This is a genomic window from Microbulbifer hydrolyticus (assembly GCF_009931115.1).
Lineage (GTDB): Bacteria > Pseudomonadota > Gammaproteobacteria > Pseudomonadales > Cellvibrionaceae > Microbulbifer > Microbulbifer hydrolyticus.
This window is the reverse complement of sequence record NZ_CP047491.1, coordinates 176,543-199,081: the sequence shown is the minus strand read 5'-3', so window position 1 is coordinate 199,081 and position 22,539 is coordinate 176,543. Positions and strand designations below refer to the sequence as shown.

At 57.9% G+C, this 22,539-nt stretch carries 20 protein-coding genes; 5 read left to right on the top strand and 15 right to left on the bottom strand.

All coding sequences use genetic code 11. The features are described 5' to 3' along the window. Window positions 1-2 precede the first annotated feature (2 nt). Complete coding sequence (locus GTQ55_RS00900) at window positions 3-1,217, top strand: sensor histidine kinase (protein ID WP_161857018.1); 1,215 nt, start codon at window positions 3-5, stop codon at window positions 1,215-1,217. 40 nt (window positions 1,218-1,257) lie between these two features. On the opposite strand, the gene GTQ55_RS00895 is transcribed toward GTQ55_RS00900, so the two are convergent. From GTQ55_RS00895 to GTQ55_RS00880, 4 genes are all read right to left on the bottom strand, one after another. After that, window positions 1,258-2,382, bottom strand: coding sequence for a radical SAM protein (locus GTQ55_RS00895; protein WP_161857017.1), 1,125 nt, complete (start codon window positions 2,380-2,382; stop codon window positions 1,258-1,260). Further along, window positions 2,382-2,966 (bottom strand): DUF1707 domain-containing protein, encoded by a 585-nt coding sequence (locus GTQ55_RS00890; RefSeq protein ID WP_161857016.1) that lies wholly within the window; start codon window positions 2,964-2,966, stop codon window positions 2,382-2,384. Before GTQ55_RS00890 ends, GTQ55_RS00895 begins: the two co-directional genes overlap by 1 nt. Window positions 2,967-2,971: 5 nt before the next feature. Then, window positions 2,972-4,168, bottom strand: a complete 1,197-nt coding sequence (locus tag GTQ55_RS00885) for a TIGR03032 family protein (protein WP_237567759.1) — start codon at window positions 4,166-4,168, stop codon at window positions 2,972-2,974. Window positions 4,169-4,451: 283 nt separating this feature from the next. Next, on the bottom strand, window positions 4,452-5,411 hold the full coding sequence (locus GTQ55_RS00880) for a TIGR03032 family protein (RefSeq protein WP_161857015.1): 960 nt from the start codon (window positions 5,409-5,411) through the stop codon (window positions 4,452-4,454). A 639-nt stretch (window positions 5,412-6,050) separates the two neighbouring features. On the opposite strand from GTQ55_RS00880, the gene typA reads away from it, so the two are divergent. Continuing rightward, window positions 6,051-7,859: a translational GTPase TypA gene (gene typA / locus GTQ55_RS00875; RefSeq protein ID WP_161857014.1), complete on the top strand. Its 1,809-nt coding sequence runs from the start codon at window positions 6,051-6,053 to the stop codon at window positions 7,857-7,859. 306 nt (window positions 7,860-8,165) lie between these two features. On the opposite strand, the gene GTQ55_RS00870 is transcribed toward typA, so the two are convergent. From GTQ55_RS00870 to GTQ55_RS00845, 7 genes are all read right to left on the bottom strand, one after another. Continuing rightward, window positions 8,166-8,528: a hypothetical protein gene (locus GTQ55_RS00870; protein ID WP_161857013.1), complete on the bottom strand. Its 363-nt coding sequence runs from the start codon at window positions 8,526-8,528 to the stop codon at window positions 8,166-8,168. Continuing rightward, window positions 8,525-9,115 carry a hypothetical protein gene (locus GTQ55_RS00865; protein ID WP_161857012.1) on the bottom strand — a complete coding sequence of 197 codons (591 nt, stop codon included), beginning with the start codon at window positions 9,113-9,115 and terminating at the stop codon, window positions 8,525-8,527. Before GTQ55_RS00865 ends, GTQ55_RS00870 begins: the two co-directional genes overlap by 4 nt. Before the next feature lie 162 nt (window positions 9,116-9,277). Next, window positions 9,278-9,865 (bottom strand): hypothetical protein, encoded by a 588-nt coding sequence (locus GTQ55_RS00860; protein ID WP_161857011.1) that lies wholly within the window; start codon window positions 9,863-9,865, stop codon window positions 9,278-9,280. A 57-nt stretch (window positions 9,866-9,922) separates the two neighbouring features. Then, window positions 9,923-10,048, bottom strand: coding sequence for a hypothetical protein (locus tag GTQ55_RS18030; RefSeq protein ID WP_260182177.1), 126 nt, complete (start codon window positions 10,046-10,048; stop codon window positions 9,923-9,925). A gap of 169 nt (window positions 10,049-10,217) precedes the next feature. Next, a complete protein-coding gene (locus GTQ55_RS00855) occupies window positions 10,218-12,380 on the bottom strand; it encodes an extracellular catalytic domain type 1 short-chain-length polyhydroxyalkanoate depolymerase (RefSeq protein WP_161857010.1) in 2,163 nt (720 codons plus the stop codon). A 249-nt stretch (window positions 12,381-12,629) separates the two neighbouring features. Next, entirely contained in the window at window positions 12,630-13,376 is a 747-nt protein-coding gene (locus GTQ55_RS00850; RefSeq protein ID WP_161857009.1) for a VIT1/CCC1 transporter family protein, read from the bottom strand. A 10-nt stretch (window positions 13,377-13,386) separates the two neighbouring features. Then, window positions 13,387-13,635: a hypothetical protein gene (locus tag GTQ55_RS00845; RefSeq protein WP_161857008.1), complete on the bottom strand. Its 249-nt coding sequence runs from the start codon at window positions 13,633-13,635 to the stop codon at window positions 13,387-13,389. A gap of 81 nt (window positions 13,636-13,716) precedes the next feature. Here GTQ55_RS00845 and GTQ55_RS00840 point away from each other — a divergent pair, with 81 nt between their 5' ends. Both GTQ55_RS00840 and GTQ55_RS00835 read left to right on the top strand, forming a co-directional pair. Next, the gene (locus GTQ55_RS00840) at window positions 13,717-14,823 is read left to right on the top strand and encodes a GGDEF domain-containing protein (RefSeq protein ID WP_161857007.1); all 1,107 of its coding nucleotides are present in this window, start codon (window positions 13,717-13,719) and stop codon (window positions 14,821-14,823) included. A gap of 167 nt (window positions 14,824-14,990) precedes the next feature. After that, the gene (locus GTQ55_RS00835) at window positions 14,991-15,425 is read left to right on the top strand and encodes an Hsp20/alpha crystallin family protein (protein ID WP_161857006.1); all 435 of its coding nucleotides are present in this window, start codon (window positions 14,991-14,993) and stop codon (window positions 15,423-15,425) included. Between the two features lie 50 nt (window positions 15,426-15,475). Here GTQ55_RS00835 and GTQ55_RS00830 read toward each other — a convergent pair whose 3' ends face one another. Beyond that, window positions 15,476-15,865 (bottom strand): acyl-CoA thioesterase, encoded by a 390-nt coding sequence (locus GTQ55_RS00830; protein ID WP_161857005.1) that lies wholly within the window; start codon window positions 15,863-15,865, stop codon window positions 15,476-15,478. A 236-nt stretch (window positions 15,866-16,101) separates the two neighbouring features. On the opposite strand from GTQ55_RS00830, the gene GTQ55_RS00825 reads away from it, so the two are divergent. Continuing rightward, window positions 16,102-17,781, top strand: a complete 1,680-nt coding sequence (locus tag GTQ55_RS00825; RefSeq protein WP_161857004.1) for an NAD-dependent malic enzyme — start codon at window positions 16,102-16,104, stop codon at window positions 17,779-17,781. 554 nt (window positions 17,782-18,335) lie between these two features. Here GTQ55_RS00825 and GTQ55_RS00820 read toward each other — a convergent pair. From GTQ55_RS00820 to GTQ55_RS00810, 3 genes are all read right to left on the bottom strand, one after another. Continuing rightward, the gene (locus tag GTQ55_RS00820; RefSeq protein ID WP_161857003.1) at window positions 18,336-20,225 is read right to left on the bottom strand and encodes a DUF885 domain-containing protein; all 1,890 of its coding nucleotides are present in this window, start codon (window positions 20,223-20,225) and stop codon (window positions 18,336-18,338) included. 144 nt (window positions 20,226-20,369) lie between these two features. Next, window positions 20,370-21,224, bottom strand: a complete 855-nt coding sequence (locus GTQ55_RS00815) for a mechanosensitive ion channel family protein (RefSeq protein ID WP_161857002.1) — start codon at window positions 21,222-21,224, stop codon at window positions 20,370-20,372. Window positions 21,225-21,469: 245 nt separating this feature from the next. After that, the gene (locus tag GTQ55_RS00810) at window positions 21,470-22,507 is read right to left on the bottom strand and encodes an NAD-dependent epimerase/dehydratase family protein (RefSeq protein ID WP_161857001.1); all 1,038 of its coding nucleotides are present in this window, start codon (window positions 22,505-22,507) and stop codon (window positions 21,470-21,472) included. Window positions 22,508-22,539: the final 32 nt, after the last annotated feature.

Here is a 22,539-nt window from a genome sequence, read left to right as displayed (position 1 = left end):
TAATGCGCCTGCAAATGCTTCGCCTGGTCGGTGTGATCGCACTGGCCCTGGTGGTGGTTTACTCGGCCATTACCAGCCTTTACAGCCTCCACACCCGGGGGCCGATGGAGTATTCCATCAGCGCCGCACAGCTGGCCAAATCCCTGCAACAGGGCGACCGGCCGCTGGCGCAGAGCTTCCCCGCCAGCGCAATGCACTTTCCGGACCCGCTGCAGCGACGGCTGGAATCCGGTGAAATCGTCGGCCTAAATAACAATGACGACGAGATTTTGTTCTACCAGTTGAGCGGCGACAACGTTCTCGAGATCGGTCCATTCCCGGACCAGCCCGCGGAGAGCGTCACCCAATGGCGACTGTTCTTTATCGGCGCCATGTTGCTGGTGCTACTCGCACTTACCTGGCCCATGTTCCGGGACCTGCACTGGCTGCAGAAGCAGGCCATTCAATTCAGCCGAAAACCCTATACCGTACCGCGGGAAGTTGGTCGACGCTCGCCCATTTACCCACTTGCCGAGACGTTCCGGCGTATGGCGAATATCGTCACCGGCTACTTCCAGATGAACCAGGATTTGGCGCGGACCATTGCCCACGAAATCCGCATGCCACTGGCCCGCATCAAGTTCCAGCTGGCGCTGGACCACAGTAGCGAGGAGAGCAAAAGTGGAAGCGGCGACGAAAGCCGCCGCGTGATCAATCGGGCCACCCGCGATATCGAGCAGCTGGTGGACAAATTCCTGAGCTTCGCCCGAATGGAAATTCACGAGGAGTTTATTGTTCCCAAGCAGGTTTCACTTGAGACCTTTTTTGGCGACCTCGGCTCCACTCTCGAGGAGCAGTGTCCTGCGCTGGAAATCGGCTATTACTTCCCCGACGACATGCCCTGGTTCGAACCGGATTCAATGGCCATTGCGGTGCAGAATCTGGTGGTCAACGCCGGCAAATATGCCCGCGATCGGGTCGATATCCGTTTCGAAGTCGACGACGACTTCTGCTCACTGTCTGTGGAGGATAACGGCCCGGGCCTGGCCGGCGATGCCGTCGAGCTGACCGATGCATTCACCCGCGCCGCCACGGACGAGCAGGGCTATGGCCTGGGCCTGTATATCGTGAAGAAAGTAGTGATGTGGCACGATGGTGAATTGGCCATGGACCGCTCGGCAAATCTCGGTGGCACCCGCGCCACACTCACCTGGCCTAACCGGCCCCGGGGGAGCTGAGCCCGCAACATGCCGGCGGGCCCATGGCAACGGGCACGGGTTAAACCGAAACCGCCTGGATCAACTCCATACCGTCGATCTGAGATGTGGGCATCCGCTCGACCGCCCGCATCGGTGTACGCGCCTTCTTGTCCTTCTCCTGCATGATGAACTGGTGCACCAGGTTGGTCTCACCCAGTTCGGGCATAAACAGTGCGTAAGGCGGTGACTGCAGGTGGGAGAGGTTGGCCTCCTCGACACCGGGGAAGTGAATCAACCGGAAAAACTGCTCACCCACCCTCACCATCACGTGATAGGGATTGTTGTCAGCCGGGTACCAGACGACTTTTTTACCTTCGCTGTTGGCCTTGCGCACAAACGCCTTCAGCAGATCGGACAGGAAGAAAGGCTCATCATCACAGCGCCCCACCCGGGACGGCGTGCGGATACGGAAGTGGTGCGGCACGCCCCAGAATTCCTTGCAGTGCTCCCACACTTCATCGAGGTCATCCAGGTCGCGCAGGGAAAAGCTGATGTGGTTCACCCGGACCCGGCGCTCAACAACATTTTTCAGTGCCTTGAGCTTTTTCTCGAACAGGATTGGCTGCGGCAGGTAGTCGCGCATATGCAGGGAAAACGCGATCGAGTAGAGGTGCGGCAGCACCTCGTCACAGTACTTTTCGCTGGCGAGCCGAATACCGTTGGTGTACATGGATACAGGCTTGCCGGTCTCCTTTTGCAGAGCCTGGATCAGCTCCGGCAGGTCGCGGCGCATGGTCGGCTCCGACCCCATCAGGATCAGCGTTTTGCTTTTTTCCGACACCGACTGCTTGGCAATTGCCACCAGCTCTTCAATCGACGGATCCTGGGCGCCATTTTCCGGCAGCGCATAGCAACTCGGGCAGGACACATTGCAGCGCTCGGTAACTTCCAGCGCAGTCGTCCCGATCACCTGATACCAGTAGTCCTGCCCCGGTCCCGAGACAAGGCTGCGCCGATAGAAATCGGCATCTGACTCGATACGGATATCCTGCGGCCCATGTTGCGGGCAGGTTTTGTGCAGGTGAACACCGCTGTCATTGATACGTATCTCTGCCGGAATTTCCTCGTAGCAGGTATTACACAGACTGATCGTCGGCCCTTCCGCCGGCGATTGCCGGTTTTGACCCTGGAGGATTGGTTGCATTACTGATTCCCAGATCTCGGTGACACCGCCGCAGCCTGATTCTGCTGGGGCGCGGCGAGGTTACTTGTTACTGATTCATCAAACTTGCGCCCGTATACCGGGTCGCCATTGGGCAGGTAACCGACGGTGAAAAAACCGATCTTGTTGCCGGCCCGCAATACGCTCTTGCGCGTCAGCTTGCGGTTCTCCGGCACCACGATCACACCCAGCGGCTTGCGCGGCAGGTGCAGCGGCTTCCACGCCTTCAGTATTTCGTAGGTCTGCGCCAGCATCTCGCGCCACATCAGGTAGATGCGGTGCTCCGGCTGAACAAACTTGCGATAAAAGTAGTAAGGCTGGCCATCGCGCGGCGCTTTCGCGACGTAGACCGAGGTCAGCGCAGCGATTTCACCCTCGCGGACCACGGCCACTGCCACCTGCCCGGTGCGTTGACGCGCCTCCTCATCCGACAGCCCCTCTGGCAGAGCGTCGTTGAGGCGCCAGAACCGCACGACCTCATCGAGATCGGTCGGCTCCAGCTTGCGATAGACATCGAGTAACTCGTAGCCATTGTATTCGGCTACTTTGTGATAGTTTCCGTGCATCGCAATCAGGCCGCGTCACTGGCTCCGGCACTGGTCCCGGTGGCGTCCTCAAAGGTCACCATGGTTAGGTTTTCCTTGCTCTGCTGGCCGATACCCATCGGGCAGCGCACACCCGGCAGCACGGTGAGATCGAACAGCTCGGAGACCGGCCCGTCGAGGCGGATCCAGTGTTCCACATTGCCGTTCTTCAGGTTGATAAACTGCACCCCACACCAGGCTTCGGAGTCCTTGTCGGCCAGGTTTTTGTCCAGCTCAAGGCCTTCGAAGCGCTCGTAGCGCGGTTTGGACAGGCCGACGATGGCGTAATCGCCGTGGATGGCGAGGCCGCGCATGAAGCCGGGGCAGAAGGTGTGCGGTACAAATTTCTTGTTCTCGAAATCCACGGTGCCCAGGTAACCGGTACCGCTATTCAATACCCACAGCTTGCCGTCCACCCAGCGCGGAGAGTGCGGCATGGACAGGCCTTCGCAGACGATTTTATTGGTCTCGACGTCGATCACGATACCGCCGTTGTCGCGGCGCTCGCGCCAGCCGTCGATGGTGTCGGACTTGCACACCGCGGTCACGTATTTCGGCTTGCCGTCGACCATTGCCAGTCCGTTCAGGTGGCAGCGGTCTTCCGGCACGATCTTGCTGATGAACTCCGGCTTCCAGATCACGCGGAAGCTGTGGGTCAGGCTCGGCTCCGCCAGGCAGTTGTACTTGGTGTTGACGAAAATGATCTTGCCGTCTTTCTGGATGCCCAGTTCGTGGATATCCACCTCGCCGGTAAACTGCGCGTTGCGCGGCACGTAGCAAGCGTCGAAGATCTTGTTGGCGACCTGGCCGGGCTGCAGCACGTTCTCAAAACGCCACACCTGGTAAAGGCCGCCCATATAAATGCGCTTGCGGTTGCCCACAATACCCATGGCGCGCTGGAAAATGCGCTCGTGGAAGGACAGCTTGCCGCCGGGCTCGGCGCCGACCATGTAGACACGGCCGGACTGATAGGAAGTGAACGCAATGGACAGCTGGTTCTGATGCATCCAGCTCGACAGGCCCGAGGAGCAGGACTTGCGCACAGGCTCCTGCTTGGGCTTTTGCTGTTCGCCAGCAGTGGGCTCCGTCACTTGCTCAGAGGAAGCCTCGGTCGACTGCCCGGATGCCTCTGCCGCTGGCTCATTGCCTTCGTGCTGATTTTTCTCGGTTGCTTCATTGCTCATTGTCAGTACCACCTATTCTCGCGCTGGAGCAGGGCCGGTAACGGCCCAAATCGTTATTCTGTAGGCCAGGCAAAGCTGGCACTCCAGCACTGTAACGTGCCGCGAGCCCCAGTATAGGGTTGCGAATGTAACAATTTGTGACCAGTTTTCGAGCAACCAAGCCGCGCAGTACATTATTCCACTGTTAGCGCGCCAGGGGAGACGGGCCTACTATTGGCCCCACGGTCAGAACTATTTTGCTCGCTACCGCCCTCGATTAACCATACGTGTGGCCGATGGTTGTTTACTCGCACTGCCGTTGGGGACCATCTCCAGACTTGTCTTCAAAAGTAATCATGGCCCGGCTCGCGCTGCCCTGCTGGCTAACCCCCATCGGACAGCGCACCCCCGGCAACGCAGTCAGGCCGAACAGCTCGGTGACCGCACCGTCGAGACGAATCCAGTGTTCGACGTTGCCATTGCCAAGGTTGATAAACTGGATTCCGCACCAGACTTCACAGTCCCTGTCGGCCAGATTCTGGTCCAGCGCCAGCCCTTCGAAGCGCCCATCGCGGGGGCGTGACAGGCCGACAATCGCATAATCGCCATGGATTGCCAGACCGCGCATAAAGCCCGGGCAAAAGGTGTGCGCAACAAAGCGCCTGGACTCGAAATCCACATAGCCGAGATCGCCAGTGCCGCTGTTGAGCACCCAAAGCCTGCCATTGTGCCAACGCGGTGAATTCGGCAGGGACAGCCCTTCGCATACGATTTCATTGGTTTCCACATCGATGATGATACCGCCGTTGTCGCGATGCTCGCGCCAGCCGCCATCGCTGTCGGACTTGCTCGCCGCGGTAACGTATTTGGGCCTGCCGTTCACCATCGCCACCCCACTCAGATGGCAGCGATCCTCCCGCACAAGCGCGCTGATAAAATCGGGCTTCCAGATCGCACGGAAGCTGTGGGTCACGCTGGGTTCGGCCAGGCAGTTGTAGGCGGTGTTGACGAATACGAGCTTGCCGCCTTGTTTGACGCCCAGGTCGTGGATGCCCAATTCACCGGTGAACTGGGCGTTGCGTGCGACATAGCAGGCATCGTAAATTTTATTCGCCACCTGATCCGGCTGCAGCACGTTTTCAAAACGGCACAGCTGGTAATGCCCACCCAGATAAAGACGCTTGCGGTTGCCCGCGACCGCGCTGACCCGCCGCACGCTGCGTTCGTCAAAGCAAAGCCTGTCGCCGGTTTCGGCGCCCACCATGAACAGGCGGCCGGTATCGTATCAGGTAAAGGCAAGAGATAGCTGATGCTGTTGCATCCACTGTGCGAGGCCTTCGGAGTACGACTTGTGTATCTCGACCAGTGTCGATTCGCTCTGATGGTTGGCGGTTGATTTCGTTGGCTGTGCGGCTTTTTCCTGCGGGGGTTGCTCTGTTACTTCTGCGCTACACATTTAAATACTGCTTGTATTGGCCGGCGTACATCTGGCTATGCCTTGCGGTTATTCTCATCATCAGACTGAGCTGACTAATGCCCGACTGTACTTCGTGACCCTCTGGCCAGATCGCCCCCAAATGTAACAATTTGTTGCCAAAACACGCTTTTACGCGAAGCGCAGAACACGATTCCCCGAAAACCCCGATGACTGAAATCTTGTCGCGCAACGCCCGTCGGCCACGTTTACCCCTGCCGACACGGTGCCAGCGGGGTTCCAGCACAAAAAAACTGATGAATTGACGGTTTTTTGTGCAAAATATCTCCCAATTGTCACGGCACCCCTCTATAATCGCCGCCCTCGGCCGGATAGCCGCTGCATCAACCCCGCAGCCCCCGCCCGCATTGAATTTCTGCGACCTGCACGTTTTGCACGTTTTCGCGCTTTACCCCCTAGAGGCCCCTTGTGATAAACAATCTGCGCAATATTGCGATCATCGCCCACGTTGACCACGGTAAAACCACCCTGGTAGACAAGCTCCTTCAGCAGTCAGGCACCCTGGACCGCCGCAGCGCCGACTCCGAGCGGGTGATGGACTCCAACGACCAGGAGAAAGAGCGCGGTATTACCATCCTCGCCAAGAACACCGCCATCCGCTGGAACGACTACCGAATCAATATTGTGGACACCCCCGGGCACGCCGACTTCGGTGGCGAGGTAGAGCGAGTGCTGTCCATGGTGGACTCGGTACTGCTGCTGGTCGACGCGGTGGATGGCCCCATGCCGCAGACCCGCTTCGTAACCCAGAAGGCATTCGAACAGGGCCTGAACCCGATTGTGGTGATCAACAAGATCGACCGCCCGGGTGCGCGCCCGGATTGGGTAATGGACCAGGTATTCGACCTGTTCGACAGCCTCGGCGCTACCGACGAGCAGCTGGACTTCCCGGTCATCTACGCCTCGGCACTGAACGGCTTCGCCGGTCTCGATGAAACCGATATGGCCGACGACATGACCCCGCTGTTCCAGATGATCGTCGACAAGGTTGAGCCGCCCAAGGTCGACATGGACGGTCCTTTCCAGATGCAGGTTTCCGCACTGGACTACAACAGCTATGTGGGCGTAATCGGCGTTGGCCGCATCAAGCGCGGCACCCTCAAGCCCAACCAGCAGGTGGTTATCCTCGACCGCGATGGCAACAAGCGCAAAGCCAAGATTCTGCAGGTAATGGGTTACCTGGGACTGGAGCGCGTGGAAGTGGAACAGGCCAGTGCCGGCGACATCGTGTGCATCACCGGTGTAGGCGAGCTGAACATCTCCGACACCCTGTGCGACCCTGACCACCCGGAAGCACTGCCGGCCCTGAGCGTGGACGAGCCCACCGTGAGCATGACGTTCCAGGTGAACGACTCTCCGTTCGCTGGTAAAGAGGGCAAGTACGTCACCTCGCGCAATATCAAGGACCGCCTGGACCAGGAGCTGATCCACAACGTGGCGCTGCGTGTAGAGCAGGGCGACTCTCCGGACAAGTTCAAGGTATCCGGCCGCGGTGAACTGCACCTGTCGGTACTGATCGAATCCATGCGCCGCGAAGGCTTCGAGCTGGGTGTATCCCGCCCCGAAGTGGTGCAGAAAGAAGTCGACGGCGAGATCCACGAGCCCTACGAGCAGGTAGTGATCGACGTCGAAGAGCAGCACCAGGGTCCGATCATGGAAGAGCTGGGCCTGCGCAAAGCGGACCTGACCAACATGGAACCGGACGGCAAGGGCCGTGTGCGCCTGACCTTTATCGTGCCGTCCCGCGGCATGATCGGTTTCCGCTCCCAGTTCCTGACCATTACCAGCGGCTCCGGCATCATGACCAGCATCTTCGACCACTACGGTCCGGTGAAGCAGGGCGATGTGGCCAAGCGTATCAACGGTGTACTGGTCTCCATGACCAAGGGCAAAACCCTGGCCTACGGCCTGTTCGCACTGCAGGACCGCGGCCGTCTGTTCCTGGGCCACGGTGAAGAGGTTTACGAAGGCCAGGTGATCGGCATTCATTCCCGCGGCAACGACCTGGTGGTCAACCCCACCAAGGCCAAGCAGCTCACCAACGTGCGCGCCTCCGGCACCGACGATGCGCTGACCCTGTCACCGCCCATCCGTCACACCCTGGAGCAGGCGCTGGAATTTATCGAAGACGATGAGCTGGTGGAAGTGACTCCGGAAAGCATCCGGATTCGCAAAAAAATCCTGCAGGAAAATATGCGCAAGCGCGCGAAGAAGTAATTCTTCAAAGCACAAAAAAACGGGCCTCGATGGCCCGTTTTTTGTGCCTGTTGTGAAGCACTCGGTGAGCGTTGATGTCACAGCATCCGTGGCTGATACGCGCCACCTCTTTTGCCCGCCACTTCGCAACGTAAACCAATTTTCTTAAAGACGGGGTAAGCGGGCCATAGGTCTCCTCCATGAAACTCAATGCTGGAAAACTAGCCTGTGGACACGAACAAATCCATGACTCTGCCCCCATCGATCGCCATCGATCGCTGCCCTGACCCCATTGATACCTTTTTGCTCTGCTAAACTCTAGCTAGTTTAATCAACTTTATTTCTCTTCGAGCATTCATCGCTTAACATACGCTGAACGCGCTCTCCACCTTCACGACAGCCCAAAACTATATACTTCCCTCGCACCTGCTCACCAACCGCATCCAAAAGAATAGAAAAATTTTTATCGGAGTCACTATAAATTGAATTTTCTATCGCATTCCAACCCTTGATCTTATTAGTCGGTGAAGCTCCGAACTTCAAAAGGAAAGCAACTTGGTGACTTTTATCATTTTTCCATGAAAACTCCCAAATAAGCTCATCTTTCTGAAAAGCAAAATCTAGGACTCGAAAATAAAAGATTAGAAGAGCAGTAATCGAAAAAATTAGCACGCGATAATAGCTATTCATAAAAGGAGCTTACTTATTTTATCCCGTGTAATCGTTAATTCATTCGACTCAACCACACGAACCATATCGGCGTACTGAATTCTCAGGCAGACATCTCTTGGGGAACTGTAGAAATCAAACTCCGGATAAAAATCATTATTCGCCCCCTTCGCAGCGGCAAACTCCGCATCCCACTTCGAGAAAATTACAATTTTATAGACCTTTGGCAAGTCTTCCTTAACATTCGATTCACTATGATGTCTTAGTGAATGCAAGCCAGATACACTCTGGCCGCTCCAGTATACGCCCGAGGCTCCAACTTGTGATTTTTCGCTACCTTCATCGCAGAAATATGCAGATGCACTAACATGGTTTTGACGCTCATCCTGAGCAATCAGATCAGCATCTGAAACTATGGACACAACGATAAAATCTTCACCAGCGACGTGAGAAAACAATGGGAAATCCATATCCTCTCCAATGACGCTCTCCAATCTATCCATTGAAACTGAAGAAATGGATTTCTCGTAAATAGTAAAAGTGCAGCCGCTTACTGCAACACTAAAAAGAATAATTACCGATATTATCGAAGATATTTTTCGCTTCACTCTAGGCGATATCCCCCTGTACAAATCTTTGTGCAATCCACGTCGCCTTCACATAAGCAGCCTGCCCAGCAAGGGGATAGAGCCATTGTGCGCCCGATCGACAGCAGCTACGACATTATTTCTGGTTAACTAACTGTCTTCTGAGTCTAAGTTTATCGATACCTAAACCACTCCGGAGTAGGCGGCGTAAAAGCCAAAAATGATCAACCCCCAAATCGCCACACCCAGAGCCAGCCAGGCATAATTCGCCGGCGTAAACGTGGTATTACTGTCCGCCTGCGGATCGTCGCAAGCGATGTTTGCGGCCACCTGAATACGGTAAAGGCACCAGACGATAGCGGGGAATGCACCCAACGACACCAGATCTACCGCGGAAAGCTCACTCGTCGAGCCGGAAATTCGATCAGCAATCTGCCCTACCACCGTGAATACCACGAAGACGGTTGCCAGTAATTTTGGCGACCATCGATACTGTTTGTCGGCGGCCTTCAAGCTTGCGTCGATTCTGCTGCTGAGGGAGTGCGCAAAGAACACCGAGAAAATTGCGCGCATGACTGGCCACATACTTTCATTGTGGCAGACGCTATAGTTTTTCCAGTGCCGGTAAAACCAGTAGACCTCGTACAATCCAAAGGTGCCGATCATCAACACCAGGAATTTGGTGCCGGATACTACGTAAAATTCCTGCTCAACCGTTTCCTCTTCGCGCTCCAGAACGGCCTCGGGAGCCTGGTAAATATTATCTGTCATTTTTATTATTCCTTTGTTCACAGTGCAGGCGGGATTCTTACCGCTGACGGGAAACCATCAGGCAACACCGGCTTTGCGTTGGCCGCTGCCGAGCAGTCGGTGCAGCAGTTCGGAAATGGCATCGCCCACGGCAATATCCAGCACACACAAAAGATTAACATGACAGACAATAGTCGTCGCCACTCTCCTCATCGCCCTGGGATCATGAGTATGCGCAGGTAGACGAAGAAACTATCCATCCAGATATAAAAATAGCGGGCCGTTTGGCCCGCTACCTTGTTACCCGCGTATCAGCGGTGTCTGATGCTTACCGGCCCCGTGCGGAAACCAGTTTCAGCATGCTGCTTCGCAATCAGGGACAGCTGCCGAGCTCGTAGTAATCGGCGGAAGTCTCTGCCAGCGTCGTCGTCACAAAGATGTTGTACAGGCCAAGATTGTCACCGGAGCCGGCCGCGTATACATATCCGCCGGTGGTGGTCGCGCGGCCGGCCTGCACATGACTGTAATTGCTGGCGGTGTACTCGGTGCAGACAACATCGCCGTCCGGCGTACTGTCGCAGGCGTTACCAATACCATCGCCGTCGTTGTCTTCCTGGCCGGCGTTGGCAACCGCGGGACAGTTGTCCACGTCGTCATTCACACCATCGCTGTCAGCATCTACCGGTTCGCCGTCCGGGGTACTGTCACAGGCATTGCCGATGCCGTCGCCGTCGTTATCGGCCTGGCCCACATTGGCTGTGTTCGGACAATTGTCGAGCGCATCTTCGACACCATCACCGTCGCTGTCGGTCGGCTGCTCGCCGCCACCGCTGGAACAGGCCTGTACCGGACCGGCACAGCTACTGTCACCATCGGCCACCCACTGGCAATCACCGCCAACCTCGTACTCGCGCATGGTGAACGCAGACGTACCGAATGCGAGATAGCAGGCCGAGTAGCCCACACCCCAGGTAATATGCCCGGCGCTGATATGGAAGTTGTAATCACCGGTTTGGCCGGCGTCCACGGTGAAGGTCACACTGTCCTGGCTCGACAGCCCGGCCGTATCGCTGGCGGTGACGGTTGCCGTGTTTTCGCCACCCGGCAGGTTGCAGCCCTGTGCCGAGTAGCTGTTTCCGGTCACACTCGCGGTGACATCGCCGCTGGCAAACGCGACCATCACGGTGTTCAGGTTCTGGTTGCTGTCCACCACTGTGCCGGTCACGGTGGCACACTGGCCACTGACACTGGCTGCAGTGTCGCTCAATACCGGCGCAGTTTCCGGTGGCTCCGGCCCCACGCGACGGGTCACGCTGGCGGCATCGCCATCTGCACCCTCATTGTCGGTAGCGATCGCTTTGACTTCATACAGGCCATCGGCAAGAGCGCCACTGGTTACGCTGAAGAAACCGTCGGAGGGATCCGCCTGTGTGTTCAGAGTTTCCACCAATACCGGTGTGCCCCCATCGATGTTGCTGATGGTGATGCTGACGTTGGCCACACTGCCCTCGGCGTCGTTGGCATTGCCGCTGACCACCAGCGTGCCGCTGTTTTCACTCGCCGCGAGATTGGCGATCTCAGGCCCGCTATTGCGGTCTACACGCTGGTTATTGGCAGTGAAATACTGGCCCAGGTAGGAAGCGTAGTTGATGCCGTTCGCGGAAATGTAACCGCCGGACGCACCTTCACCGCCGGACCAGGCATGGTCGACATTGTTCAGCCACAGCATGGATACGCGCCCGTTCTCCCACAGGGTTTCCTCTGCGGTGCGGCCACCGGACTCGCTGATATTCGTGGTACCCGAAAGCTTCTCGACCCCGTAAACCCCGGCCATGCCATCGGAATTCTGCTCGTTGTAGCAGAGGTTTACCGTGGTATCGGCATCGCCGTGCGCGATCGAAGCAATCTGCGTGGCGAATTCGCTTTTGTAACTGCCCGCGTAGGTGTTGCAGCGCGCGGTGACATCCGCCTGCTCGCACGGGCCCAGTGCGCCATTGGAGCTGGTGCCAATACTGGGGCCAGCGCTGATGCCCATACCCGCGAACACGTCGGGCGCCAGGCAGGCGGTGGTGTTGGCAAAGGATGCCCCGGAGGAAAGACCGGCGATATAAACCTGGTCTGGGTCGATATTGCGGCTGGCGTCGCCGCTCATGGCATTGGCCAGCGCAATCAGGTTTTTGTAGTCGCCGGCACTACGCGACTTGGTCCCTTGCCAGTAAGACCAGCAACTGAAGCCGGCCTTGTTCATCGCATCTGGCAGTGCGACCACCATGCCGTACTGTTCTGCCGCCACTTCCAGATTTGCGGTGAGGAAATTATTGTGTGGCTGCGCGCAGCCGTGCAATACGATCAACAGCGCTTTGCCATCGCCGATCGGCGACAGCGAGTCGGGCGTGTAGACATGAACGGAACTGAAGCCGCCAATAGACTGGTTCTGCTGCCAGCCGCCCGCTGACGCAAGCGAGGCGAAAAGACCGAAAACAAAAAAGAGAATACCGTTGAGGACGCCCTTGCCGGGCGTTCGGGAAACGTTCATCGCAGCCACCTGGTTATTAAATTTATGGTTGGATTGCATAAACGATTAGTGCCCCAACGCGGACCACAGGGCAGGGCAATAAAAGACTTCTTGGCTCAATATAGTGCAGCCCGGGGCCACGGCCATTAGACCAAAGTTGTAGACCCGCCCTGAAATGGTGCGGGAGTCACGATAATCCTTTGATGGATTGGAATCAGGTGCATGAGAGATTGCGCACCCGCAAATGGGAAGACAAACAAGGCCGCGCGATTACAAAAAAGTCCCCAGTAATTTTCCAACCATAAAGGCAACTGCCGCAGCAAAGAGCCCCAGCGCGAAGGTTCGAATCCCGGCACGCAGCAAGGAGCTTTCAAACACCCAGCCTTTTGTGAGCCCGATCAGGAAAAACATGAGCCCCGCCAGCAGGGTGCTGAATACAAACTGGCGCGGCATCGACAGGCTACGGAAAAGGAATGGAATCAGCGGAACCATCCCGATACAAACAAACGCACTGAAGGTCCACCAGGCGGATGCGACGGGATTCGGGGGAATATCCCCCAAGCCGTATTCTTCCTGCAGCATGGTCTCTATCCATAAACGCCGATTAGCGGTGACGGTGCTGACAATATTGTCCAGGATTTCGCCGCTGAACCCCTTGTTGGAAAAAATCTGCCGAATTTCCTCACGCTCGCCGTCAGGTACCAGCTCGATATGTAGCTCTTCCGTACGGCGCGCCTTATCCACCAACCGCTGCTGGGCATGGACGGCTTCAAAATTACTCACTGCCATACTGACGCCATCAGCCAGTAAATTGGCCACCCCCATCACCAGTACAACTACCGGAGAAAAGCCTGCGCCATAGGCGCCCGACACGATGGCAAAGGTGGTGACACAACCATCAATTGCACCAAGAACCGCATCGGACAGGTGGTTGGGCCTTCGCGATTTATCCAGCCGGCGGGCAATGTTTTCCGGGTGATGTTCCCGCATTAATTGCTTTCGGCCCGGCTTACTCATACGGCACCTCCTATCGGTCCGCGTTTTCCGGGAAGTGCTCCCGAAACTTTCGCCCTATGGCGAAGGCGCCAGGGTCATGCAGGCAAACGGTCAATTGGGCAAAATCCTGCCGTGCAGCCATCAAAGGTTTCAACCTGCGCCCGCAGATCAGGTGTTTGTAGGCACGGCAGACCAGCGCATCAGCCTCAATAGTGAGAACATCGTCACAAATCAGTTGCCGTTGTCCCATGGTGGTGTCCGCGCCAAACCCGTTCGCCATTACTATAGCTCGCTGGAGCCCCGCAGCCGGGGCTATGTATCATCGGCCGAAGGAACTGGCCCGAATAACACCACTGAGATTATGGAAATCGCAGCACTCCAGAATAACGACGCGACCTATCGCGACAACGCCGGCGCCGACCCGATTGCCCAGGTACGGGGCCTGGAGTTGCGCCGCCGCATCCAGGCCTCCGGCTATATGTTGATCTTCGCCCTCGGTATCACCGGCGCCATGGGGATCATTGCCCTGATGGGTGCAGACCTGCTCCTTGCCACCTCCCTGTTCGGGGTTGCCGGTGTCATCCTGCTTGCCTATATCGGCGTGAATGTGGCCGGCCCCAGTGGTAAAACACCGGTGCTGGTGGGCGTGCTTCTGTTGGTGCTCTATTTCTACCTGCTGCTCTCCGGCGGCGTGAACAACACCGGCCTGATGTGGGCGGTGATGCTGGTGCCGGGATTTATCAACCTGTACGGCTATAAGTGGGGAACGGTCACCCTCGCCGGTATTGGCGGTGCCACCGCACTGATCCTGTTTTACCCGGACTTCCCGGGCCTGCTGGCGCAATACGACACGGCCCATCGCGCACGCTTTATCGCGGTATTCGGTGCCCTCACAGCACTGACGGCGATCCTCGACAGCAGCCGTCACCAGACCCAGCAGATGCTGCACCGGCTCACCGCGGAATTGGAAAGCCACGCCTGCACCGATGCACTCACCGGCCTCTCCAACCGCCGCGAGGCCTACAAGGCGATCAATGAACTGGAGCGTCGCGACCGTGATCTGGCCGGGCGCTACACGGTACTGATCGGGGACCTCGATAGCTTCAAGGCGATTAACGACAACTTCGGCCACAGTTTCGGTGACCGCGTGCTGCAGGATGTCGCCAAAGTGTTGCGGGACAATACCCGCGGCGACGATATCGTTGCGCGCTGGGGCGGAGAGGAATTCCTGATTCTGCTGCCAAATACCGACGTGGAAGGCGGCGGCATACTGGCCGAGAAGCTGCGCAAAAAAGTCGAGGCGCTGAGCGAGACTTACGCGGAGGACGTGCGCATCTCCATCAGTTTTGGTGTTGCTGAAGGCGGTTCCGGCACCACGGAACCGGGCCACGGCCAGCTGCTGGCGGAGGCGGATTCGCGTATGTACCGCGCCAAGACCGCCGGGCGCAATCAGGTGGTGACAGCATAGGCTAACCCGCCCGCGACCAAATGCCCTCCCATATCCGGTCGCGGCCCTCAGGTCAGCTACTGGCTCGGCCTCTTTTTCCCTACTATAAAGACGCGAAAAACACAGTGGCTTCGACCTTCCATTGTGCGGAGTAGGGGCCGCTGCTGACATTTCGGGAGGTGAGAGTCATGAAACTGATACCCCGTGACACCATGCTCAATTTCGACGATTTCGTAGAGCAGTTTTTCAACCCCGGACAGCCGAGGGGCGAATCCCGCAGCGGGTTTTTCTCACCGCGTGTGGACATTCACGAGCGCAAGAACTGCTACGAGATCAGTGCCGAAATGCCCGGAATTCGCAAGGAAGATCTGGACGTGACCCTGGAGAACGGTGTGCTGACGCTGGAGGCGGAAGTCAACCAGGAAAGCAGGGAAGAAGGTGATGACGAAAGAAAGGTACTGCGCCAAGAACGTCGCTACGGTAAATTTACCCGCAGCTTCAATCTCGGCGAGGACATCAAGGAAGACGACATCGATGCCACATTCAAGGACGGTGTGCTCACGCTGACGATTCCTAAGGCGGAACCGAAAAAGCCGGTGAGTCACCGCATCCAGATCCACTGAGCGAATCAAGTCCAACCTGTAAATGCCGGCTATCTGCCGGCATTTTTGTGTCAGGCAAGATGCTGTAACAGTTTCTCTTTCACTTCCGGCGGGATCGGCGCCTTGGCCTGCTGCTGGTAATCGAAGTGCACCATTACACAATCCCCCTGCGCCACCAGCCGGTCCTTCTGCCATACCTCCTGATGGATGGTCATGGAGGTGTTGCCCACGGCGCTCAGACTGGTGCGGATCTCCACCGGTGAATACAGATAGATCTGCGCGACAAAATCCACATCCATTTTCTTCAGGATCAAATTCCACTTGTCCAACGCCAGGTCCGGGTTGAACAGCGCAAAAATCGGCGTGCGGCCCTGCTCAAACCACACCGGCACCACAGTATTGTTGATATGCCCCAGGGCGTCGGTTTCGCTGAAACGGGGCTCTACCTGATAAGTGAACATCGCACTTTCTCTCACTGATTCGTATTGATAAAAGCAAGCGCAGATTTAATCAGCCGGCGGCGCCATCATCCAGTGATCATCTGCCATAAATCGCGCAGAACCTGGACAAATGTTTGCATTTGCAATCCACTGCGGCATATATGGTCAAGTGCGCGTAAAATCTGCGGCCAAATCCGCTACGCTGTTTTTTTGCGCCCGCACCCCAAGAGCGGCAATTTATAGACCAGAATAGTTTTATGAGTCAGAAAGATAAACGCCCCCTGTATATTCCCCACGCCGGCCCCTCCCTGCTGGAAATGCCACTGCTCAACAAGGGCAGCGCCTTTTCCCTACAGGAGCGTATCGAGTTCAACCTGGTCGGCCTGCTGCCCAACAATGTGGAATCGATCAGTGAGCAGGTGCGCCGCGCCTACCACCAGTACCAGCAGTGCCGCACGGATCTGGAGCGCCATATCTACCTGCGCGCCATCCAGGACGACAACGAGACCCTGTTTTTCCGCCTGATCGAGCAGCACATCGAGGAGATGCTGCCGATCATCTACACCCCGACCGTGGGCGCCGCCTGTGAGGAGTTCTCCAATATCTACCGCAACCACCGCGGGCTGTTTGTGTCCTACCCGGACCGCAAGCATATGGACGACATCCTGCGCAGCGCCACCAAGGAGAACGTCAAGGTGATCGTGGTCACCGACGGCGAGCGCATCCTGGGCCTCGGCGACCAGGGCATTGGCGGCATGGGCATTCCCATCGGCAAACTGTCGCTGTACACCGCCTGTGGCGGTATCAGCCCGGCCTACACCCTGCCGGTGACACTGGATGTGGGCACCAACAACCGCACCCTGCTGAATGACCCTATGTACATGGGCTGGCGCAATGAGCGTATTTCCCAGGACGAGTACGACGCGTTTATCGAGGAGTTTGTTGCCGCGGTGAAACGCCGCTGGCCGAAGGTGCTGGTGCAGTTCGAGGACTTCGCCCAGACCAATGCCATGCCGCTGCTGAACCGCTACCGTGACAAGATCTGCTGCTTCAACGACGACATTCAGGGCACCGCCTCGGTCGCCCTCGGCACCATGCTGGCCGCGTGCAAGGCCAAGGACGAGAAGCTGTCCAAACAGAAAGTGCTGGTGGTGGGCGCAGGCTCCGCCGGCTGCGGCATCGCCGAACAGGTGGTGTCGGCCATGGTCAACGATGGCCTGAGTGAGGCCGAGGCCCGCGCGCGCATCTTCATGTTCGACCGCTACGGGCTGGTCACCAGCGACATGAAGGGCCTGCACGATTTCCAGGAAAAGCTGGCACAGGATCCGGAGAAATATCCACAGGCGCCAGAGTGGGACCTGGAAAACCTGATCGCCAAGGTCAAACCCACCATGCTGATCGGCGTATCCGGCCAGGGCGGCCTGTTCACCCAGCCGGTGATCGAAGCGTTGCACAAAGGCTGCAAGCGCCCGCTGGTGATGCCCCTGTCCAACCCCACCTCCCGCGCCGAAGCCACACCCGAGGAGGTGCTGACGTGGACGGGGGGCGACGCCATGGTGGCTACAGGTAGCCCGTTCGAGCCGGTGGAACTGGACGGCAACAAGTACCCGATCGCGCAGTGCAATAACGTGTACATTTTCCCGGGCATCGGCCTCGGTGTCATCGCCGCCGGCGCCAACCGGGTCACCGAAAATATGCTGATGGCCGCGTCCAATGCGCTGGCGGAGAACGCGCCGGTGGTCAAAGAGGGCAGTGGCGCCCTGCTGCCATCGCTTTCGAATATCCGGGAGGTCGGCAAGGCCATCGCCAGGGCGGTCGGCAAACAGGCGCAGGAAGATGGCGTGGCCCCGGGCATTACCGAGGAAAAGCTGGAAAAGAATATCGAGAAAAATTTCTGGTCGCCGAACTACCGCCGCTACCGCCGGCGCGCCTTCTGAGTTCCACTACCACAGCAGAAAAGAAAAGGCCGCCCGGGGGAGGGCGGCCAAAAAGGGCAACTCTTACGACCGCTCTTCGGGGGAAGTTAAGCGGCTTTTGAGGGACATAAAGAGATGGAAAGGGCATCCTTGCCCTGCTCCAACCCGGATTGCGACCACCTGCTGCAATCAGTTTTGAAGCGCTGTGTTAATCCAGACGCTTCTGCCGGCTCTCCATTGCCGACACCGCGGGCTGATCGCCCAAACTCTAGTAAGTACTGCTTTCATCGTTTCCCGCTGGTACAACACGAACACGTTGTGCTTTGTTTTTCCTTACTGAGAAACCTTTTTTAAACCGTACCTTGTTGCGTTGTGGGTATGTATACGGGGCTTCGGAACATTCGGATTCATATTTTTTCCGGCTCGTGGAAATGCGTGCCGGTTTTTTTGCAGATCCGCCACAAAGACGTCGAATCCATCGCCAGCCCCTCTGTGACCGCGTGACCAAGAGGTTTGTCTTGAGCAAATAAAAAAATAGCGGGCACCTGGCCCGCTATTTTCACTGCTGGAGAGAATCAGCCTTTGACGTTTTCCGCCCAGGCGTTGACACGCTTTTCCAGTAGCGGCAACGGCAGCGCACCACCGCCGAGTACCGTGTCGTGGAAGGCGCGGATATCAAACTGGTCACCCAGTGTTTTTTCCGCGTTGCCGCGCAGCTCTTCGATCTTCAGCATACCGATCTTGTACGAGGTGGCCTGGCCCGGATAGGTCAGGTAGCGGCGCACTTCGGAACGCACGGCGCCCTCGGGAATGGCGGAGTTGTCGAGGAAGTACTCCACCGCCTGATCCTGGCTCCAGCCTTTCGAATGCATGCCGGTATCCACCACCAGACGGATGGCGCGCCACATTTCTGCGGTCAGGCGGCCAAAGTCGCGGTAGGGGTCTTTAAACTGACCCATTTCCTTGGACAGTTTTTCCGAGTACAGCGCCCAGCCTTCCACATAGGGGGTGAAGTGGGCCTGGGTACGGAACTGCGGAATATTCTCCAGCTCCTGGGCGATGGAGATCTGCATGTGGTGACCGGGGTTGCCCTCGTGGTAGGTCACGGTTTCCATGTCGGCCTTGGACAGGGAGCTCATGTCGGACATGTGCACATAGTAGGTACCGGGGCGGGCGCCATCCGGGGTGCCGGGCACATAGTGCTGGGCGCCACCGGGGACTTCACGGAAAGGCTCCACACGCTTCACCACCAGCTTGGCCTTGGGCAGGATACCAAAGTACTCGGGCAGCCTGGCTTCGATATCCGCGAGGTAGCCTTCCACTTCGGTCAGGTACGCCTGGCGACCTTCATCGGTGTCGGGGTAGTAGAACTTGTCGTCGGTACGGATGAAGGTGAAGAACTCCTGCAGGTCGCCGTCGAACTCTACCTGCTCCTTGATGGCTTCCATTTCTTTGCGGATGCGCGCCACTTCGTCCAGGCCGATCTGGTGCACTTCGTCCGCGGTCAGCGGCAGCGTGGTGTAGTTGGCGAGGCGGTTGGTGTAGTAGCTGTCGCCATCCGGTAATTCGGATACACCTTTAGGCTCCTTATCCGCGTTCGCGCGGTCTTCCTTCAGCCAGGCGATGTAGGCATCGTAGGACGGCTTCATTTCGCCGGTGAGGGCTTTTTCCACCTGGCCCTGCAGATCTTTGGCCGTGGCCTCGTCAATGGTGCCAGCGTCTTTAAGAGCAGCGATTTTCTTCTTGGCATCCGCCATCAGCGGCGCATCTTCACCGTCGCCGAACGGCTGACCGGCGGTCACCTTCCCGGCGCGCTCGATCGCCAGGTCGTAGGCGAACTGCGGCGGGCGGATGCCCTTCTCGGCAGAACCCTGCGCGCGCTCCAGCAGTTGCCCGAGGGCGCGGCTGATACCGCCAATACGCGCAATGTAATCGCGCATATCCTGCTCGGTGTCGACCTTGTGCTGATTGATCATGAAGGTGGGAAGCTGGGACTCGGGGCCGCCCAGTTCACTGGCAAAGTAGCTGTAATCCCAGAACGGCTGGTTGGCTTTTTCCTGCTCGTACTGATGAATCCAGAGATCGTAGGACTCTTTGCCCTCGGCGCTCAGCTTGTCGTAATCGAACTGTTGCTTCATTTCCTCGACGGTGGCCTTTTTCCAGGCCAGCTCGCGCTCGTCCGCCGCTTTGCTCATATCGTCGATCTTGCTGTACTGCTCCTTGCGGCCCAGGTAACTCAGCTGGATGGGGCTGAACTGCAGCTCTTCTTCAAACTTGGTATCGAACCACTTGGTAAGACGCGCGGTCTCGTCCTGCTGGTGGTCTGCCTGCGTCTGGGTCTGCTGCACTGTCTGCTCGGCGGTCTGTCCGGCAGCCGCCTGCTCGGTATTCTTGTTGGGTTCTTCTCCCTGCTGACAGCCCGCAATTGCGGACGCTATCACCAGGCTCAGGAGCGCTTTGCGCATAGCTACTTGCCTCTTCTGTTTTAGAATTGTGTTGATACAGTGTGTGAAAGAAAAATTCAGCCGGCCAACATCGCATGCCTGCCCGGCCGGGTCGATACCGCTGCGACGAATTTACCGCCGCGCGGGATCAGTGGCGGGTAGTACTTACTGCTGCTCGAGTACCTCGGCTTTCGCCATACTCTTTTCCGCACCGTTGACGATGTGCAGCTCTCTCTGTGGGAATGGGATGGTGAGCCCCTCTGCCTCCAGCGCGGGCTTGAGCTTTTTCATCAGGTCCCAGTACACGTCCCAGTACTCATCGGTCTTGGCCCAGGCACGCAGGTGCAGGTTGACCGAGCTGTCTGCCAGGGCGCGAACGGCATAGGCGGGTTCCGGCTCCTGCAGAATACGCGGCTCCTGTGCCACCAGCTGGCGCAGGACGCGCATGCCCGTCTCGATATCATCGCCATAGGCGATGCTGGCAATAATTTCGATACGTCGGCTGGCATTGCGGGTGAAGTTGGTCAGCGTCTCGCCCCAGACCTTGTCATTAGGCGCTGAGATACGCAGGCCATCCGGGGTATCCAGCTCGGTGGTGAACAGGCCGACCTTGCGCACAGTACCGATGATGCTGCCGAACTGTATCGTTTCCCCCACGCGGAAGGGCCGCAGGCCGAGCAGTACAAAGCCGGCGGCGATGCACTGCAGGGTATCTTTCAGCGCGAGGCCGATGGCGAGACCGGCGGCACCCAGCAGCGCTACCAGAGAAGTGGTATTGGCTCCAAAAATGTCCAGCACCACCATGCCGCCCACCACATAGGTGCCCCAGACGGCGAGGGTTTCCAGCACCGGCACCAGGGTTTCGTCTATGCCGCGCTCGGTAAGCCGGTTGACCGCGCGGGAAACGAGCTTCGCCGCGACCCAGGTCACCACCAGTGCGAGCAGTGCCCACAGCACATTCAGTCCCACGCCCATGGCCACCGGCCACAGCTCCTCCAGTTGCGCTTTCAGACCATCCACAATGCTTCTCCAGTTACGGGTTACGGTTGGTGACCAAGAATACGGCAACAGCCACGACAACGGCTAGGACGCAAGCCACAGGGTTCGCATTTTTCATCGAGAACAACCGGGTTGCCGTGCGCGCGGCGGCAGGGAGTGGATTATTGCGCGCCCGATATGAAGTAGTGCTGCACCAGCTGTAACACCAGCAGGGTCATCACAAGGATGAAAATCAGGTTGCGGCGATTCATTTGCGCTCCTCGGTGCTATCCGCTGGTTTTGGCGTGCAGTGGCTTTGTACCGGGCGCCACTGTCAGCAGTCCTTCCGCCACCAGCCAGTCCCGCGATTCCTGCAACATCTCTTCCAGCGATAGTGAATTGGCGTACCCCAGTTCGGTCGCGGCCCTGCGGCTGTCGGCCACCACCCGGCGGGTAATCATGGCCGCCTTTTCCGGCGTCAGCACGGGTTCACGGCCAGTCACTTGCGACACCAGGTCGTGCACACGTGCCAGTGCGCGGATCAGAACCGCTGGTGTGGTTCGCCTGGGTACCGGCTTTCCCAGCAGCTTCGCGATGATGCCGAAAAATTCGAGAAACGTCGCATCGGTGCCGGCGAGGATATAGTTTTCCCCACAGCGACCCTTGTAGAACGCATTGATATGGGCCCGCGCTACCGCGCCTGCGTGACAGAAGGAACCGGCCCCCGGTGGCACCCCCGGCAGCCGGTCTTCGGCGATCATGAAGAATGTCTGTGCCCAGCTCGACACATCGTACTTGCCCACGATACCGCAGGGGTTTAGGAATACTGCATCCAGGCCTTTGGTAATTTCCTCCTGCACCGCTAGCTCCGCGCGCTTTTTCGTGTAGAGATAGTGGTGACGGGGATCATCCGCGAGCTTTGGGCTCGCTTCGGTAATGGGGTTGTCGTGATAACCGTAAGCAGAGATGGAACTGGTAACGATAAGCCGGCCAGCGCGCTTCTGGCTGGCAAATTGATGTCGCGCGACGCGGGCGATATTCGCGGAGCCCTGCACATTGTCCCGCCACTGCTGCGCATTGCCGCCCCGCCACATATTGGTACTGGCAGCGAGGTGGAAAATCGCATCCACTTCAGCCAGTAGCGCGTTTTCCAAAGCCGCCACATCGTCCAGTGCGGCCTCGACCGGAGTTGCGCCAAGCGCCTGCAAGCGCCGGACATTGGCGCCGGGGCGATGCATCGCCGTGACCTGCCAGCCGCCTGCGATCAGCTGCTCAATCAGGTTGGCACCGAGAAACCCGGTGCCGCCGGTTACAAATGCGTGCATACCACCACCTTTTTGCGAATGCGGGCAACACG

Excerpts from the sequence above, each read along its gene's own strand:
- GTQ55_RS00845 (WP_161857008.1), bottom strand. The coding sequence starts at position 13,635 with ATGGCGAACGGGTTTGGCGCGGACACCACCATGGGACAACGGCAACTG.
- GTQ55_RS00830 (WP_161857005.1), bottom strand. The coding sequence starts at position 15,865 with ATGTTCACTTATCAGGTAGAGCCCCGTTTCAGCGAAACCGACGCCCTG.
- GTQ55_RS00810 (WP_161857001.1), bottom strand. The coding sequence starts at position 22,507 with ATGCACGCATTTGTAACCGGCGGCACCGGGTTTCTCGGTGCCAACCTG.
- GTQ55_RS00870 (WP_161857013.1), bottom strand. The coding sequence starts at position 8,528 with ATGAATAGCTATTATCGCGTGCTAATTTTTTCGATTACTGCTCTTCTA.
- GTQ55_RS00900 (WP_161857018.1), top strand. The coding sequence starts at position 3 with ATGCGCCTGCAAATGCTTCGCCTGGTCGGTGTGATCGCACTGGCCCTG.
- GTQ55_RS00820 (WP_161857003.1), bottom strand. The coding sequence starts at position 20,225 with ATGCGCAAAGCGCTCCTGAGCCTGGTGATAGCGTCCGCAATTGCGGGC.
- GTQ55_RS00835 (WP_161857006.1), top strand. The coding sequence starts at position 14,991 with ATGAAACTGATACCCCGTGACACCATGCTCAATTTCGACGATTTCGTA.
- GTQ55_RS00825 (WP_161857004.1), top strand. The coding sequence starts at position 16,102 with ATGAGTCAGAAAGATAAACGCCCCCTGTATATTCCCCACGCCGGCCCC.
- GTQ55_RS00880 (WP_161857015.1), bottom strand. The coding sequence starts at position 5,411 with ATGGTGGGCGCCGAAACCGGCGACAGGCTTTGCTTTGACGAACGCAGC.
- GTQ55_RS00895 (WP_161857017.1), bottom strand. The coding sequence starts at position 2,382 with ATGCAACCAATCCTCCAGGGTCAAAACCGGCAATCGCCGGCGGAAGGG.
- GTQ55_RS00855 (WP_161857010.1), bottom strand. The coding sequence starts at position 12,380 with ATGAACGTTTCCCGAACGCCCGGCAAGGGCGTCCTCAACGGTATTCTC.
- GTQ55_RS00850 (WP_161857009.1), bottom strand. The coding sequence starts at position 13,376 with ATGAGTAAGCCGGGCCGAAAGCAATTAATGCGGGAACATCACCCGGAA.
- GTQ55_RS00840 (WP_161857007.1), top strand. The coding sequence starts at position 13,717 with ATGGAAATCGCAGCACTCCAGAATAACGACGCGACCTATCGCGACAAC.
- GTQ55_RS00860 (WP_161857011.1), bottom strand. The coding sequence starts at position 9,865 with ATGACAGATAATATTTACCAGGCTCCCGAGGCCGTTCTGGAGCGCGAA.
- GTQ55_RS00885 (WP_237567759.1), bottom strand. The coding sequence starts at position 4,168 with ATGAGCAATGAAGCAACCGAGAAAAATCAGCACGAAGGCAATGAGCCA.
- GTQ55_RS00890 (WP_161857016.1), bottom strand. The coding sequence starts at position 2,966 with ATGCACGGAAACTATCACAAAGTAGCCGAATACAATGGCTACGAGTTA.